Raw genomic sequence first — 15,633 nt, 5'->3', positions numbered from 1 at the left:
CGTAGATGGCCTCTGTAGGAATTAGTCGCTTGCATAGGTGCGTTGGCATCTGAAAGCAGTACAATCGCGCCTCTTTACCGGGCATGGATGCTGTTCGGCATACGCTCACGAGAAGGTCCATGGTCTCTGCAAGTTACTCCCCCGCGCTGGTTTTGATTTCCTTGTGTGTCGCCATTCTGGCGTCCTACACCGCCCTTGACCTAAGTGGCCGTATCGCCACGGCGCGAGGCCGCGCCGTGTATCTGTGGATCGGTGGCGGCGCTCTGGCCATGGGCTTTGGGGTGTGGTCGATGCACTTTATCGGGATGCTCGCGCTGGAGTTGCCACTGGAGCTGGGGTACGACCTGGGGCTGACCCTGTGGTCATTGCTGGTGGCCATTTTGTCGTCGGGCTTTGCCTTGTGGCTGGTCAGCCAGCCGCGCCTGCCTGCACTGCAATTGCTGTTTGGCGCGCTGATCATGGGCGCGGGCATCAGCGCCATGCACTACAGCGGTATGGCGGCGTTGCGCATGCAGCCGGGAATCGATTACGACCCGACCCTGTTCGGTCTGTCGCTGCTGATTGCGGTGGGGGCTTCGGCGGCGGCTCTGTCGATCGCATTTCATCTGCGCAAGCAAACCCCGTATGTGCGTCTGGCGCGGGCCGGGGCTGCGGTCATCATGGGCATGGCGATTGTCGGTATGCACTACACCGGAATGGCGGCGGCGAGCTTTCCAGCCGGCAGTTTTTGTGGCGCAGCAATCGATGGGCTGAGTGGCAAGGGCCTGGATAACCTGGTGCTGGTGTCCAGCCTGGCGGTTCTGGTGATCGCCTTGCTGACCTCGATTTTTGATGCCCGCCTCGATGCCCGCACCGCTGCACTGGCGGATTCCTTGACCCTGGCCAATGAAGAACTGACCCAGTTGGCGCTGCACGACACTCTCACCGGGCTGCCCAACCGCATCCTGCTGGCAGACCGTATCGGTCAGGCGATAAGCAAGGTGTCGGAGCAGGGCGGCTGTTTCTCGCTGATGTTTATCGACCTCGATGGCTTCAAGCCGGTGAACGATGCCTTCGGTCATCATCTTGGCGACCGCTTGTTGCGTGAAGTGGCGCTGCGTTTACGCGAGCAGTTGCGCAGCCAGGACACCCTGGCGCGTATTGGCGGTGATGAGTTTGTGCTGCTGGTACGTTTGCTCGAACCCGACGACGCACCGCAAGTGGCGGCGCGTCAGGTCAGCCTGTTGTCCAAAGCGTTTCGGGTTGATGAGCATGATCTGCTGATCTCCGCGAGTGTCGGCATTGCTCTGTACCCTGGCAATGGCCTGAGTGCCGAAGAGTTGCTGATGAACGCCGATGCGGCGATGTATCACGCCAAGGGTGCGGGCAAAAATGGCTACAGCTTTTTCGATGCCTCGATGAACACCAATGCCCGCAAGCAATTGCAACTGCTGCAGGACTTGCGTCAGGCCCTGGAACTGCAACAGTTTCGCCTGCATTACCAACCCAAGTTCGATGCCAGCAACCAGCAGCCGGTGGGGGCTGAAGCCCTGTTGCGCTGGGAGCATCCGCAGCAGGGGTTGTTGCTGCCGGAGCACTTTATCGACCTGGCGGAAAAAACCGGCCTGATCATCCCCATAGGCGACTGGGTGCTCAACGAGGCGTGCCGGCAGATGCGTATCTGGTTTGATCAGGGTTATAGCCACTGGCGTATCGCGGTCAATCTGTCGGCGCTGCAATTTTGTTATTCGGGGCTGGTCGACAGCGTTGTTGCCGCACTGGAACGGCACCGGTTGCCCGCCAATAGCCTGACCCTGGAAATCACCGAAACCACCGCCATGAGCGACGCCGATGCGAGCATGGTGGTGTTGCAGCGCCTGTCACAGATGGGGGTGGATTTATCCATCGATGATTTTGGCACCGGCTATTCCAGCCTGATGTACCTCAAGCGCCTGCCTGCCAATGAGTTGAAAATCGACCGTGGCTTTGTCCGTGATCTGGAACATGACAGCGACGATGCGGCGATAGTCTCGGCCATTGTGGCGCTGGGGCAGGCACTGGGCCTGCGGATTGTGGCCGAAGGGGTGGAGACCGATACCCAGCAGAGTTTTTTGACCACTTTGGGCTGTGATGCCCTGCAGGGTTTTCTGCTGGGTCAGCCCCTGCCTGCCGAGCAATTTATGCAGGATATCCAGCGGGCCGGGGCTGCAGACGACAACAATCAGTCAGTGACCTGACAAAGCCGGGCCTTCGCGGTTATTCTGGCGACCAGACTTGGATCGTTGTAAGGGGAACACGTATTTATGGATAAAGTTATCGTGATCACCGGCGGCAGCCGCGGCATCGGTGCCGCCACTGCTTTACTGGCGGCGAAGCAGGGGTATCGGATCTGCATCAATTACCTGGCCGATGATGCCGCGGCCCATGAGGTACTGGCGCAGGTACGTGCCTTGGGCGCCAAGGCCATCGCGGTGCGTGCCGATGTCAGCGACGAAGAAGAAATCGTCCGCCTGTTTATCGAAGTCGACGAGCAGTTGGGACCGGTCACGGCCCTGGTCAACAATGCGGGTACCGTGGGGCTCAAGTCGCGGGTCGACGAACTGTCCGAGCTGCGCATCATGCACACCCTGAAAACCAATGTGCTGGGCCCTATCCTGTGTGCCAAGCATGCGGTGTTGCGCATGTCGCCACGTTACGGCGGGCAGGGCGGCAATATCGTCAATGTGTCCTCGGTGGCCTCGCGTCTGGGTTCGCCTGGTGAGTATGTCGACTACGCGGCCTCCAAGGGGGCGCTGGATACCTTCACTTTGGGTTTATCCAAAGAGCTGGCGGGGGAAGGGATTCGCGTCAACGCGGTGCGCCCGGGCTATATCTTTACAGACTTCCACGCCCTGAGCGGCGACCCGGGTCGGGTCAGCAAGCTTGAGCCGATCATCCCCATGGGCCGTGGCGGGCGCCCCGAAGAAGTGGCCGAAGCGATTGTCTGGCTGCTCTCGGACAAGGCTTCGTACACTACCGGCACCTTTCTGGATTTGGGCGGCGGGCGCTGACCGCCCTGGTTCTGTGGGAGCGGCGGTGCGACGATTCGACTTGCTCGCGATAGCATCAACGCGGTGCGCCAGATACACCGCACCGCCGCTCCCACAAATATGCGTGCACTTGCAATTACAGCTTATCCGACGATAATGCGACTTATTGCTATTTAAGTTCGGTTATCTATCGTGCCTACCTCTGTCGATCCCAAGCGCCTGCTGGCAAGCCTCTATCACGACAATCATGCGTGGTTGCGCGGCTGGCTGTCGCGCCAGGTGCGTTGCCCACAGGATGCGGCCGATCTGACCCAGGACACCTTTCTGCGCGCCTACGATGCCCGGCAACTGGAGCGCATCCAGGAGCCGCGGGCTTATCTGAGCACCGTCGCCCGCCGTTTGCTCTGTTCGCTGTGGCGTCGGCGCAAGCTCGAACAATCCTATCTGGAGCAACTGGCCGATTTGCCCCAGGCCTATGCGCCATCCGCCGAAGACATCGCCCTGGTACGCGAGGCGATTGAAGCTATTGACCACGTGCTTGAGGGCTTGCCGTCACGGGTCAAGCGGGCGTTTTTGCTCAATCGCCTCGAAGGCATGCCTCAGCAGGCGATTGCCGAGCAATTGGGCGTTTCACTGGCCACGGTTGAACGCGACCTGCGCCGCGCCTTTGTTCATTGTTTGTCGCAAGCGGGGCAGCCCCTATGAGTACAGCCAAGGTTGATCCGATCACCCGCGCCGCCATCGACTGGATGCTGCGCCTTGAATCCGGTCAGGCTTGCCCCTCGGAACGGCAGGTGTTCAAGGCCTGGCTGGCGGAAAAACCGGAACATATGGCCGCCTGGCAGCGGGTTGCCGGAGTGCTGAAAGCCCCGGTGGCTGACCTGCAATCGGTGGAGCGCCGCAGCCCCGGGCAATTGCAGGCGGCACGCCGGGCACTGCTGGCCGGTACTTCGCCTGCAGGCAAAAAGGCCCTGCAAGGCGGCCTGTTAGTGTTGTTGCTCGGCCTTGGAGCGGCAGGCTTGGTGGATCGGGTGACGCCATTGAGCGGTTTGATGGCCGATCAGCACACCGCCACCGGCGAGCGCAAAACCATCGAGCTGGCCGATGGCAGCCTGTTGACCCTCAACGCCCGCAGCGCGGTTGATATCGAATTCAGTGACGGTCAGCGTCGCGTGCACCTGCGCGAAGGCGAGTTGCAGGTGGACGTGGCTGGCGATGCCAAACGGCCCTTTGTGGTGATCACGGCTCAAGGCCAGGTACGGGCCCTGGGTACGCGCTTTATGGTGCGCCAGGGCAGCGATGAAAGTCTGGCCAGTGTGCAGCAACACAGCGTGCAACTGGACACCCTGGGGGGGCAGCAGCGCCGTATCGAAACCGGTCAGGCGGTATCTTTCACGGCCAGCCAGATCGACCCGCAAACCCCGACTTCGCGTAGCCAGACCGATTGGCTGCAGGGCCGGGTAGAGCTGCATGATGAGCCATTAGCGGCGCTGGTCGAGGCGTTGCGGCCTTATCAGACCGGCATGCTGCGGATCAGCCCTGAAGCGGCACGGGTGCGGGTGTTCGGGGTATTCCCCCTGGACAACACTGCGCAAACCCTCAGTGCGCTGACGCAAACCTTGCCAATCAAGGTCACGCGCTACGGGCCGTGGCTGACCCTGATCGATGTGGCCGATAAAAAACAAACGAATGCGAATTAATTGCAAATAGTTTGAGGGGAATTCCTTGCTCGTTGGTCAAGGTTACAACTGCCTACCTTGCCACGAGAAAGGACGCCCCATGCCGTACGCTCCGCTAAGACCCTGCCTGCTGGCGCTGACCATCACCCTGAGCCTTGCCGGCCACCCGCTAAGCGCGGTGGCCGAAGCCCTGCACAGCGAGCAGAATGCCACGCGCTTTTTTGACCTGCCTGCTGCGCCTTTGGGCGTGACCCTGAGCCGGATTGCCCGTGACAGCAATCTGACCCTGTCGGTCGCCCCGGCCTTGTTGCAAGGCAAAACCAGCGCGCCGGTAAACGGCATGTACACCCCGCACCAGGCTGCCGAGCGTGCACTGGCGGGCAGTGGCCTGGGCTTGAGCATTACCGACAGTGGCGCCTTGAGCGTTTACCCGCAGGCCGGGGGCGCCTTGAATCTTGGGGCGACCAATGTCTCGGCACATCTGGCCGAAGATGGTCGCGGTCATGTTGACGGCTTTGTCGCCACCCGTTCGGCGACCGCCACCAAGACCGATACGCCGATCCTGGAAATTCCGCAGACCATCAACGTGGTTACCGCCGATCAAGTAGAAGTGCAGGGCGCCCGTGACCTGACCCAGGCGCTGCGTTACACCCCGGGGCTGAGCACCAACGGCTATACCGATCGCAACACCATCGCCGACGAAATCACCAGCCGTGGTTTTGCCCCGACCCTGCTCTACCTTGATGGCGCCTATCTGCCTTCGGCGGGGAGCCTGGGCGGCACACCGCAGATCGACCCCTACACCCTGGAGCGTATCGAAGTGCTCAAGGGCCCGTCCTCGGTGCTGTATGGGCAAAACCAGCCGGGGGGCATGATCAATATGGTGTCCAAGCGCCCGAGCATGGAGGCCAAACATCAGATCAAGGTCGGCACCGGCAGTTTTGACCGCTACAACCTGGCCTTCGATACCACCGGCCCGCTGGACGACGCCAAAACCCTGAGTTATCGCTTGATCGGTGTCGGCAATATGGGCAGCGAACAGATTGATCACACCGAAGACTCGCGCCAGTTGCTGGCCCCCAGCTTTACCTGGGCGCCGAATGACAACACCGAACTCACTCTGTACGCGCAAGTACAGCGTGATGATGCACTGGCCGATTACCAGTCCTTGCCGGCGGTGGGCAGCCTGTACCGTAACTCCCAGGGCAACAAGATCGACCGCGACAAGTTCTTGGGCGACTCGAAGTGGAACGATTACAAACGCGACCAGTACGTCGTGGGCTATCAGTTTAGCCATGCCTTCAACGAGGCCATGACCTACCGCCAGAGCCTGAGCTATATCGACGTCAATGACCGTTACAAGGGGTTCTACCTGAACCGTTTTGTCACCGCCGCGGACGGTGCGAGCGACACCCATGCCAGCCGCACCAAACTCGACTGGCGCCAGCAGAACAGCTCCTACAGCTTTGACAACCACCTGCAAAGCGACTTTGTCACCGCAGCCCTGCAACACACCCTGCTGGTGGGCCTGGACTACCGAAGCTTCATTCGCAAATACCAGGGCTATAACCTGTCCGGCAGCGAGATCCTCGATCTGTACGGCCCGGGCAACTACCGCACCGAGGGAGTGCCGACCCTGACCACCCAGTGGGACAACCGGGTCAAGCAAACCGGCCTGTATGTGCAGGACCAGATCAAGCTGGACAACTTTATCCTGACCATAGGCGGTCGTCAGGACTGGGCCAAGGTTGAAAACAATGACCTGCTGGCCAACTCGCGGGAGACGCAAAACGACAACAAGTTTACCGGTCGCGTAGGCCTGACCTATGTCACCTCGTTTGGTCTGGCGCCGTACATCAGCTACACCGAGTCCTTCCTGCCGTCAGTGGGCACCTCGGCCCCGGCCCGTGGCGGCAAGGCGTTCAAGCCCATGACCGGCAAGCAATATGAGGTTGGGGTCAAGTATCAGCCCAATGACACCAGCCTGCTCACCGCCTCGGTGTTTGAGATCACCCAGCAAAATGTCCTCACCGGCGATTTGCAGTACCTGGAGTACCAGGTGCAGGAAGGTGAAGTCAGATCCCGAGGTATAGAACTGGAAGGCAAAAGCAGCTTCAACAATATCGACCTGATCGGCTCACTGTCGTATCTGGACGTGTTCTACACCAAGTCCAACTACGACAACGAGGGTAATCGCAGCGAGGCGCAGTCGCCGTGGGCGGCCAGCGTGTGGGTGGACTATCACTTCACCGGGCAGGCTCTGGCGGGCGTGACCCTGGGTGGCGGTGCACGTTACACCGGGAAGAACTTCGGCGACTCGGCGAACACCTTCAAGACCCCGTCCTTCGTGGTTTACGACGCCACGCTCAGCTATGACCTGGCGGCACTGGATCCGGGGTTAAAAGGGGTCAGCACCAGCCTTAACGTGCAGAACCTGTTTGACCGCGAGTACGTGTCCTCGTGCAACTACAGCTTTGGCTGCTACTACGGCCAGCAGCGCACAGCGGCGCTGGAGGTTAAGTACGACTGGTAAAAGCTCGGCAGCTGCTACGGGAGTTGTGCGCCTCCTCAGCGACGCAACTTCAGCGCACTGGCCAAGCTGATAGCCAGCGGCAGGCGCGGCAGCAATGTGGCCTGGTAAGCATGGTAAAGGTCCGGCTTGCCGGGCCAGATGGTTTCCGAGGGCCGGTTGTCGACCCCCAGTTCGTGGTGCCAGCTGCCGTTGAGCCGGTCGATCATATGCAGATCGATATAGTCCCAGAACTGCTGATACCAGATTTCATACTCATGCTCATCGGTGCGTTGCAGCAACGCTGCGGCCGCTGCCGAGGCTTCGGCCAGGGTCCAGTGCAGGCGTTCGCGCACCAGCGGCTGGTGGTTCCAGTCCAGGGTGTAGACAATCCCGCTGCTGCCATCGGCATTCCAGCCATGCTGGCATGCACTGGCGAACAGTCGCCGCGCATCCTCCAGCAGCCACTCCGGCGCCGTTAAACCACGCTGCTTTCGCGCAGCTTCAAGGTGCAGCAACAGACGCGCCCATTCAAAGGCATGGCCAGGGGTTTTGCCGAAAGGGCGAAAACCATCCGCCGGGTTGTCGCGGTTGTAGTCGGGCAAAGGCTGCCAGTTGATATCGAAATGTTCGACAGGCAGGTAGCCGGACTGCGCCGCATGCTGATGAATCACCCGCTCGGCCATGCGCAGGGCACGGTCCAGCCACAGGTCTTCGTCCAGTACATCGGCCAGGGCCAGAAAGGCTTCGGTGCCATGCATATTGCTGTTGGCGCCGCGATACGCCTCGCAGTCACTCCAGTCGCGGGCAAAGCTTTCCAGCAGGGCGCCTTCGTCCTCGCACCAAAAATTATCTTCGAGGATCGCCACCGCATCGCCGAGCAACTCGGCCGCGCCGCCACGCCCGGCAACCGCTGCGGAACTCGCCGCCAGGGCGACAAAGGCATGCAGGTAGGCGGCTTTGCGGGTATTGCCATCTTGGCCGTTGGGGCTGGCAAACCAGCCGCCATGTTCGCTATCACGCAAGCCCCCGGCCAGTGCGGCCAGGCCGTGGTCGATCAGCGGCGCACAACCCGGCAGGCCCTGAATATGGGCCAGGGCAAAGCTGTGCACCATGCGCGCAGTGGTAATGGTGTCAGCCGGTGCATCATCGGCTCGCCTGCCAAACCGGTCCAGCGGGGCAAAGCCAGAGGGCACGCGAGAGGCTTTGGCGAAGTCCAGCAGTGACTGGCCCTGATCTCGCAGCCATTGTTGATGCGATGCAGAGGTCAACCAGCTTTCGTTGGTCCGGGTGAGGTCGGTCATGGGCCACCTGTATTGTTTTTATCCGTTGTGCAGCGCTCGCAGACTAAGGGATTGGCCTCACGGCTGAAAGCTTTCATCTGCAGGAAACCGGCTTAAATCTCCGGCTCCCAGCGCTGCGACCAGTCGCTGTCTTGTTTGACTATCTCGCGCAGTAACTCTATGCCCTGTTGCAGGGCAGCGCTATCACGCTCGCGGGAATACACCAGGTAGGTCGGGTAGCTGAATTCAGGGGCTTTGGGCACGCGCTCCAGGGCACCGCTGTCCAGATAACTCTGCACCACCCGGGTACGGAAATAGCCGCTACCGCCGTTTTCCAGAATGTAGTGCAAGGCCACCGGGCCCAGGTTGAAGCTGATGGCAGCACGCGCCTTGTCGGGGAGGGCAGCGTCATGCTGGCGGCGAAAGTCTTCGCCCCACTCGATATACACATACGGATCGGGCTGTTCGGGGCGGCGGATCTGGATCAGTTTTTCTTCCAGCAACTGCTCCACCTGCACCCCGGGCCAATAGGCGGGCTGATAGACCAGTGCAGCGTCCAGCAGGCCCATTTCGACCTGACGCAACAATTGCTCGGCATCGCTGATCTGGAAGCGCAGGGCGTGGCTGGTGAGATGCTGGCGCAGGGCTTTGGCCCAGTCAAGGATCAGCGGGTTGCACAAGCTGACCTCACCGCCGATATGCAGCAGTTGGTCCAGGCCCACGGGGCGCGGCAGGTCGCGGCGGGCGGCTTCCCAGGTTTGCAGCAACTGGTTGGCGTACACCACAAAGGCTTCGCCCTCGGGGGTCAGCTTTGCGCCTGCGCGGTTACGGATAAACAGGGTCACGCCCAGCAGGCTTTCGAGCTTGTGCACCCGTGCAGTGACAGCGGTCTGGGTGACATGGAGCTTTTGCGCCGCGCCGACAAGGCTGCCATAGCGGACGATTTCAAGGAAGGTGCGAGCCAGGTCGAGGTCCATAAACGCGCCAGTGTGAAAGGGGCGTCCAGTGTAAGGGCAATGTGAAAAAAACACATGGAACCGCAACCTTTATTGGCACGCATCAATGTTTGTTTTCGAGAGCAGGTTAACGTTAGCGGTCCTGGCGCAAGGTGCCAGTGATTGACTGAGCGACAACACATAAAAAGGGATGACAGACATGGATGACTTGAAGCGACAGTACGATATTCAACCCTTGATGCAGGCCGACATGTCCATTCTTATCAATGGCCAGCCTGTCGCTGCAGCGCAGGGAGAGACCGTACTCAGCGTGTTGAACTCAGTGGGTGTGCGGCAATTGTCGCCCAACGATCACGGGCGCATGACCGGCGCTTATTGCGGTATGGGTGTGTGCTACTGCTGCCTGGTGAATATCGATGGCAGGCACAAGCGTCGCGCCTGCCAGACCGTGGTTCAGCCCGGCATGCAGGTCGAGACAGGGATAAATCGGGTTGCCGAACAGGAGCTGGTGCTATGAGCACTCAAGCGCTGATTGTCGGTGGTGGCCCGGCGGGTATGTCGGCTGCGATAGAACTGGCGCAGCACGGTGTGCCAAGCACCTTGCTGGAAGAAGCTTCGCGACTGGGCGGCGTTGTCTATCGCGGGCCTTTGCGTGAAGGTGTGGAACTCGACTATCTGGGCGAGCGCTACAAGGATGCATTGCAAAAACTGCACAGCGAATTCTCGGCCATTGCCCACTTGGTGGATGTACGCCTCAACCATCGCGTGGTCGGCGGGCAAGGCCGGCAAAGCCTGCAAGTGCTGGACGAGCATGAGCATTTGCAGCAAATCGGCTTCGATCAACTGCTGCTTTCTGCGGGTTGCCATGAGCGCAGCGTGCCATTTCCGGGCTGGACCACGGCGGGTGTGATCATGCTCGGTGGCCTGCAGCTGCAAATCAAAAGTGGCGTGGTCAAACCCAGGGGGCCGACACTGATCGCAGGCACCGGGCCTTTGCTGATGCTGGTGGCGTGCCAGTTGCACGCGGCCGGGGTGGAAGTGGCCGGGGTGTATGAAGCGTGCGAGTTTGGCCGGATTGCCAAGGAAAGCCTGGCGCTGCTCAACCAGCCCCAGCTGTTCCTCGACGGCTTGAGCATGCTGGTGTACCTCAAGCGCCATGGCGTGGCCGTGCAGTACGGTTGGGGCGTGGTGCAGGCATGCGGGGAGGACGAACTGAGCGAAGTGATCGTGGCTCCCTATTCCAGCACCTGGCAGGCAGACATGAGCAAGGCACAGGCGGTGAAGGCCAGTACCCTGGCAGTGGGTTATGGCTTTATTCCGCGCACTCAACTCAGCCAGCAGATGGGCCTGGATCACGCTTACAACGTTGATGGTTATCTGGCTGTCAAAGCCAACAGCTGGCAGCAGAGCAATCAGCCGGCAATTCACCTGGCTGGCGATGTCACGGGCATGCGCGGCGGTGAAGCGGCGATGCTCACCGGGCGTATCGCGGCGCTGTCGATTTTGCTGCAGCGCGGGGTGCTGAGTGAAAAAAAGGCGTGTGAACAACGCCGCGCATATCTGTCCAGGCTCAACACCATCGTGCGCTTTCGCGGCGGGATTGACCGCTATACCCGACGCGGTACGCGCCAGATCGACCTGCCACAGGCGGACACGGTGGTCTGCCGTTGCGAGAACGTGACCCGTGCCGATATCGACCTCGCGCTCAGCCAGGGCGTGCAGGACATGGCCAGCCTGAAAATGCGCACCCGAGTCAGCATGGGCGATTGCCAGGGCCGCATGTGTGTCGGTTATTGCAGTGACCGCCTGCGTGAAGCCACCGGGCGCAACGATGTGGGCTGGTTGCGCCCGCGCTTTCCGCTGGAGCCCGTGCCATTTTCGGCGTTTACCAATGCGTGCAAGGATGCCTGACATGATCAAGACTTATGACATTGTAATCGCCGGTGGCGGTGTTATTGGTGCGTCCTGCGCCTATCACCTGTCGCGGCGCAAGGATCTGAAAATCGCCCTGATCGATTGCAAGCGCCCGGGCAATGCCAGCCGTGCGTCGGCAGGAGGGTTATGGGCCATCGGCGAGTCTGTGGGGCTGGGTTGCGGGGTGATTTTTTTCCGCATGATGTCCGCCGAACGCAAGCGTGAAGCCCAGGGTTCGGCAGTGATTGTCGACGCCAGTACACCGCATATACTGCCCGATTGTTTCTTCGACTTTGCCCTGCAATCCAATGCCTTGTACCCCGGCTTGCACAAGGAAATGCTGGAAAAGCACGGCATGGATTTCAAGTTCGAGCGCACCGGGCTCAAGTACGTGATTTATGACGATGAAGACCGCCTGTACGCCGAGCATATTGTTGCCAATATCCCGCATCTGGCCGATGAAGTGCGCTGGCTCGATCAGGCGGCGTTGCGTGAAGCGGAGCCCGCTGTCAGTCACGATGCCCGGGGTGCGCTGGAGTTTCTGTGCGATCACCAGGTCAGCCCGTTCCGCCTGACCGATGCCTACACCGAAGGTGCCCGGCAAAATGGTGTCGACCTGTACTTCAACACCAACGTTACCGAGGTGATGCGCCAGGGCAGCAAGGTGATCGGCGTGCGCACCGATAACCAGGGCGCGTTCCACAGCAAAACCCTGATCAACGCCGCTGGCGCCTGGGCAGCTGAACTCAGCGTAATGGCCACTGACCTGAGCATCCCCGTGGCGCCGGTCAAAGGTCAGATTGTATTGACCGAGCGTATGCCCAAGTTGCTTAACGGCTGCCTGACTACCAGTGATTGCTACCTGGCGCAAAAGGACAACGGCGAAATCCTGATCGGCAGTACCACCGAAGACAAGGGCTTCGATGTGACCACCACCTTTCCTGAAATCACCGGGCTGGTGCAGGGGGCGATGCGCTGTATTCCCGAGCTCAAGGACGCCAACCTCAAACGCACCTGGGCCGGGTTGCGGCCAGGTTCGCCCGATGAGTTGCCGATCCTGGGGCCCATGAAAGGGGTAGAGGGGTATTTGAATGCGTGCGGGCATTTCCGTACCGGCATCCTGACTTCGGCGATCACCGGCGTGATGCTCGATGCGCTGGTGCGCCATGAGCCGCTACCGCTGGATGTCACGCCGTTTCTGGCGGATCGTTTTGACTTGCAGCCGGTAGGGCTGAAAAAAGCCGTGGGGGGTTGAAACCCGCTTGAACGCAAAAGCCCCGGGTCCAATGGCCCCAATGTTGTTCACTTAAGAGCAACGCTACTAAAATGTGGGAGCGGGCGTGCTCGCGATGGTCTTCAGAGCGCCGCATTTACTCAGTAAGTACGCGTCATCGTTAACGACCATCGCGAGCAAGTCGAATCGTCGCACCGCCGCTCCCACAGAGGCAGCAATCGCTTAAGAACATTGGGGTCAATGGCCCGGGGGCTTTTGGTTTCACGGTTGTGCTTAGAAGGTGTACCTGGATGTCAGCATCAGGCTGCGCGGTTCGCCGTAGTAGGTGGTGCTGAAGTTGCCCAGGCCCGACAGGTACTTTTTGTCGAACACGTTGTTGGCATTGAGGTTGAAGGTCAGGTGTTCGTTGTATTCGTAGCGGGTCATCAGGTTGACCAGCGCGTAGCTCTGTTGCTCGATGATGTCGTAGTCGCCTTTGGCATCGTTGTAGATCTTGCCGTAGAACGGGCTCTGCCAGTTCACGCCGCCGCCCACTGTCACCTTGTTCAGCACCCCCGGCAAACGGTAGGTGGTAAACACCCGCGCGACGTTTTCAGGCTTGGTGGTTTCCAGCGGGTAGCCATACACACGTTCGCCATCATCGGAACGGGTTCTGGCATAGGTGTAGCCGGCCATCAGGTTCCAGTCCGGCATCAGCTCACCGGCCAGCTCAAGCTCGATACCGTTGGTGGTTGCTCCGTCAAGCGACTCATAGATACCCAGATTGGTGTTGGCGTTGGTGCCGACCTGAATGGGTACATTTTTCTGTTCAGTACGGAACACCGCGGCGCTGGCATTCAGGCGGCCATCGAAGTACTCGGCCTTTACACCGAGTTCGTAGCTGTTGCCCTCGGTGGGTGCCAGAGTGGCGCCAGAACTGCTCTGCTCGGTAAGCGGTTTGTAGATCGAGGTGTAGCTGCCATAGACCGAGTAGGTGTCGTTGATGTCATATACAACCCCGGCGTAGGGCGTTACCTCGCCGTGCTGTTTGGCTGTGGTTTTGTTGTCCTGGAAACTACTGGTTTGCTCGTAGTACTTGTAGGTGCTGTTGTACTGGAAGTCACTCAGGCGGCTGCCGAGGATGATCGACCAGTCATCTGCCGGCTTGAAGCGTGCAGCAATATAGGCACTGTTCTGGTTCTGGTTGGTTTCATACTTGCCGTTCTTGGGGAAGTCAGGCTGCGGGTATTTGCCGTTCCAGTCAAAAATGCTGCCGGGTACCAGGCCAAACTGGGAGCCATCAAAGGTTGCGCCCGTTTGCCTGGAGGACTGGGAGGTCGCGCCCACCACCAGCTCATGCTCGCGGCCAAACAGGGTAAACGGGCCGGTGGCATTGATATCGAAGGTGTTCTGTACGCGATGGCCTTCCCACTTGCCCCAGTAGAAGAACATGCCATCACCAGTGACCGGGTTCGGCATGCCACCACTGGCGGAACCCAGTTGAGTGTCATGGTCGTTGGTTTGCTGGGTCAGGCTGCCTTTGACTTTCCAGTCATTGGCAAAACGGTGTTCCAGGGAGGCGAAGGTCGTCTGGATCTGAACGTCACGCCGGCTCCAGTCGGTGGCCGGGTTGAACGAGCGGCTGAAATCGGTCTTGGTGTAGTTGGAGAAGTAGTACGGGTTGCCGGTCCACGACGAGCCGCGAGGCTTGATGTTCTGGTAGTTCATGCCGAAGGTAAACAGGGTGTCCGGCGTCAGGTCGGCCTGGATGATGCCGTAGAACACGTCATTCTTTCTTGAGTAGTGATCACGGTACGAATCGGCGTCCTGATACACCGCCACCATGCGCCCACGCACGCTACCGTCTTCGTTCAACGGGCCGGAAATATCGCCTTCGGTGCGGTAGTTGTCCCACGAGCCTGCGCTGGCCGTGACCGAGGCCTTGAATTCACGGGTCGGTTTTTTGCGGATCAGGTTGACGGTAGCCGACGGTTCGCCGGAACCGGACAACAAACCGGTAGCCCCCTTGACGATATCGACCCGGTCATACAGGGCCATGTCGACCTTGGTCGCGCCTTCATCGAACACCCCGTCATACAGGGTGTTGACCCCGTCGTACTGGAAGTTGGTGATGGCATAGCCGCGGGCCGAATACTCCATGCGGTCGCTGTCATAGGCCTGGGTGGAAACCCCCGGCGCGTTGCGCAGTACGTCGCCAATGCTTTGGGCGGCCTGGTCGTCCATCAACTGGCGGGTAATGACCGTTACCGTTTGCGGGGTTTCGCGTATCGATAGTGGCAGTTTGGTCGAGCTGTTGCTGGCACCCGTGGTGTAGGAGTGGGTGTCTTCTGTGGTCAGCGAGTCGCCCATGCCCTGGCCGGAAATATTCGTTGCGCCCAGCTCCAGGCTTTTGCCTTGAGGAGCGCTCAAGATCACCGTGTCGCCATTGAGCTGATACGACATGCCACTGCCTTTGAGCAGTGCCTCCAGAGCCTTGACCGGTTCCTGGGTGCCGCTGACAGAGCGGGACGTGATGCCTTGCACCTGGTCCGGGCTATACAGGATTTGCAGGTTGGCCTGCTTGCCCAGCTCGTTCAATGCACTGGCCAGGGATTGCGCCGGAATATTCAGGACCACGGGGGCAGCCACGGCCATGGATGCGCCCATCAGCAGCGAGGCCACCAGGGCGCTGGACAACAGAGTACGGCGAGCGGTCTGGCGCTGGGTGGCCATCGAAAGAGGGGTCCGGTTCAAGTTGGGTCGTTGCATTGCGTGCCTAGGCTCCGAGGTGGGAAATTTCGTTCTTGTTAATGGGAATAGTTATTAGACGCAGCGCGATTGATAAACCAGAAACAAGTTTTTGAATTAGTTTTCTGAGTTGTTTGCCGCCTTTTGTGGGAGCGGGCTTGCTCGCGATGGCATCGGCGCAGTTTTTCAGGCAAACCGAGTCGTGCGCATCGCGAGCAAGCCCGCTCCCACAGGATTTTTGAGCGTTCCATTAGTGGGACGATCAGTGCTGAAAACGCTATCTAGTCTTATAAATGAATCGAATCTATGCTTGGCTCCATGAT

General features: G+C 59.9%; 11 protein-coding genes. 8 read left to right on the top strand and 3 right to left on the bottom strand.

Annotated features, from left to right (window positions below; all coding sequences use genetic code 11):
* The first annotated feature begins 119 nt into the window (after positions 1 to 119).
* The 5 genes from ACZRMH_RS17470 (at position 120) to ACZRMH_RS17450 (ending at position 7,220) form a co-directional block, all read left to right on the top strand.
* On the top strand, positions 120 to 2,216 hold the full coding sequence (locus ACZRMH_RS17470) for a putative bifunctional diguanylate cyclase/phosphodiesterase (RefSeq protein WP_464014494.1): 2,097 nt from the start codon (positions 120 to 122) through the stop codon (positions 2,214 to 2,216).
* Positions 2,217 to 2,282: 66 nt separating this feature from the next.
* The gene (locus tag ACZRMH_RS17465; protein WP_464014493.1) at positions 2,283 to 3,029 is read left to right on the top strand and encodes an SDR family oxidoreductase; all 747 of its coding nucleotides are present in this window, start codon (positions 2,283 to 2,285) and stop codon (positions 3,027 to 3,029) included.
* A gap of 171 nt (positions 3,030 to 3,200) precedes the next feature.
* Positions 3,201 to 3,713 carry a sigma-70 family RNA polymerase sigma factor gene (locus ACZRMH_RS17460; RefSeq protein ID WP_464014492.1) on the top strand — a complete coding sequence of 171 codons (513 nt, stop codon included), beginning with the start codon at positions 3,201 to 3,203 and terminating at the stop codon, positions 3,711 to 3,713.
* The gene (locus ACZRMH_RS17455) at positions 3,710 to 4,708 is read left to right on the top strand and encodes a FecR domain-containing protein (protein WP_464014491.1); all 999 of its coding nucleotides are present in this window, start codon (positions 3,710 to 3,712) and stop codon (positions 4,706 to 4,708) included. The genes ACZRMH_RS17460 and ACZRMH_RS17455 overlap by 4 nt, the downstream gene beginning before the upstream one ends.
* Positions 4,709 to 4,787: 79 nt before the next feature.
* On the top strand, positions 4,788 to 7,220 hold the full coding sequence (locus ACZRMH_RS17450) for a TonB-dependent siderophore receptor (RefSeq protein WP_464014490.1): 2,433 nt from the start codon (positions 4,788 to 4,790) through the stop codon (positions 7,218 to 7,220).
* Between the two features lie 35 nt (positions 7,221 to 7,255).
* Here ACZRMH_RS17450 and ACZRMH_RS17445 read toward each other — a convergent pair whose 3' ends face one another.
* Complete coding sequence (locus ACZRMH_RS17445; protein WP_464014489.1) at positions 7,256 to 8,500, bottom strand: D-mannose isomerase; 1,245 nt, start codon at positions 8,498 to 8,500, stop codon at positions 7,256 to 7,258.
* Between the two features lie 92 nt (positions 8,501 to 8,592).
* Positions 8,593 to 9,456 (bottom strand): LysR family transcriptional regulator, encoded by an 864-nt coding sequence (locus tag ACZRMH_RS17440; RefSeq protein ID WP_464014488.1) that lies wholly within the window; start codon positions 9,454 to 9,456, stop codon positions 8,593 to 8,595.
* Between the two features lie 178 nt (positions 9,457 to 9,634).
* Here ACZRMH_RS17440 and hcnA point away from each other — a divergent pair, with 178 nt between their 5' ends.
* From hcnA to hcnC, 3 genes are read left to right on the top strand one after another with little or no spacing between them, the layout of a single operon-like run.
* Positions 9,635 to 9,952: a cyanide-forming glycine dehydrogenase subunit HcnA gene (gene hcnA, locus ACZRMH_RS17435; protein ID WP_464014487.1), complete on the top strand. Its 318-nt coding sequence runs from the start codon at positions 9,635 to 9,637 to the stop codon at positions 9,950 to 9,952.
* Complete coding sequence (hcnB, locus tag ACZRMH_RS17430; protein ID WP_464014486.1) at positions 9,949 to 11,346, top strand: cyanide-forming glycine dehydrogenase subunit HcnB; 1,398 nt, start codon at positions 9,949 to 9,951, stop codon at positions 11,344 to 11,346. The genes hcnA and hcnB overlap by 4 nt, the downstream gene beginning before the upstream one ends.
* 1 nt (position 11,347) lies before the next feature.
* Entirely contained in the window at positions 11,348 to 12,604 is a 1,257-nt protein-coding gene (hcnC, locus tag ACZRMH_RS17425; protein WP_464014485.1) for a cyanide-forming glycine dehydrogenase subunit HcnC, read from the top strand.
* A gap of 252 nt (positions 12,605 to 12,856) precedes the next feature.
* On the opposite strand, the gene ACZRMH_RS17420 is transcribed toward hcnC, so the two are convergent.
* Positions 12,857 to 15,331: a TonB-dependent siderophore receptor gene (locus ACZRMH_RS17420; RefSeq protein ID WP_464014484.1), complete on the bottom strand. Its 2,475-nt coding sequence runs from the start codon at positions 15,329 to 15,331 to the stop codon at positions 12,857 to 12,859.
* Positions 15,332 to 15,633 lie beyond the last annotated feature (302 nt).

It is taken from the genome of Pseudomonas sp. B414, assembly GCF_055408445.1.
Note: the sequence above shows the minus strand (reverse complement) of the source record. Positions and strands in the feature narration are given on the sequence as shown.

Coding starts and splice junctions, on each gene's coding strand:
- ACZRMH_RS17470 (WP_464014494.1), top strand. CDS start 120: ATGGTCTCTGCAAGTTACTCCCCCGCGCTGGTTTTGATTTCCTTGTGT.
- ACZRMH_RS17465 (WP_464014493.1), top strand. CDS start 2,283: ATGGATAAAGTTATCGTGATCACCGGCGGCAGCCGCGGCATCGGTGCC.
- ACZRMH_RS17455 (WP_464014491.1), top strand. CDS start 3,710: ATGAGTACAGCCAAGGTTGATCCGATCACCCGCGCCGCCATCGACTGG.
- ACZRMH_RS17450 (WP_464014490.1), top strand. CDS start 4,788: ATGCCGTACGCTCCGCTAAGACCCTGCCTGCTGGCGCTGACCATCACC.
- ACZRMH_RS17445 (WP_464014489.1), bottom strand. CDS start 8,500: ATGACCGACCTCACCCGGACCAACGAAAGCTGGTTGACCTCTGCATCG.
- ACZRMH_RS17440 (WP_464014488.1), bottom strand. CDS start 9,456: ATGGACCTCGACCTGGCTCGCACCTTCCTTGAAATCGTCCGCTATGGC.
- hcnA (WP_464014487.1), top strand. CDS start 9,635: ATGGATGACTTGAAGCGACAGTACGATATTCAACCCTTGATGCAGGCC.
- hcnB (WP_464014486.1), top strand. CDS start 9,949: ATGAGCACTCAAGCGCTGATTGTCGGTGGTGGCCCGGCGGGTATGTCG.
- hcnC (WP_464014485.1), top strand. CDS start 11,348: ATGATCAAGACTTATGACATTGTAATCGCCGGTGGCGGTGTTATTGGT.
- ACZRMH_RS17420 (WP_464014484.1), bottom strand. CDS start 15,331: ATGCAACGACCCAACTTGAACCGGACCCCTCTTTCGATGGCCACCCAG.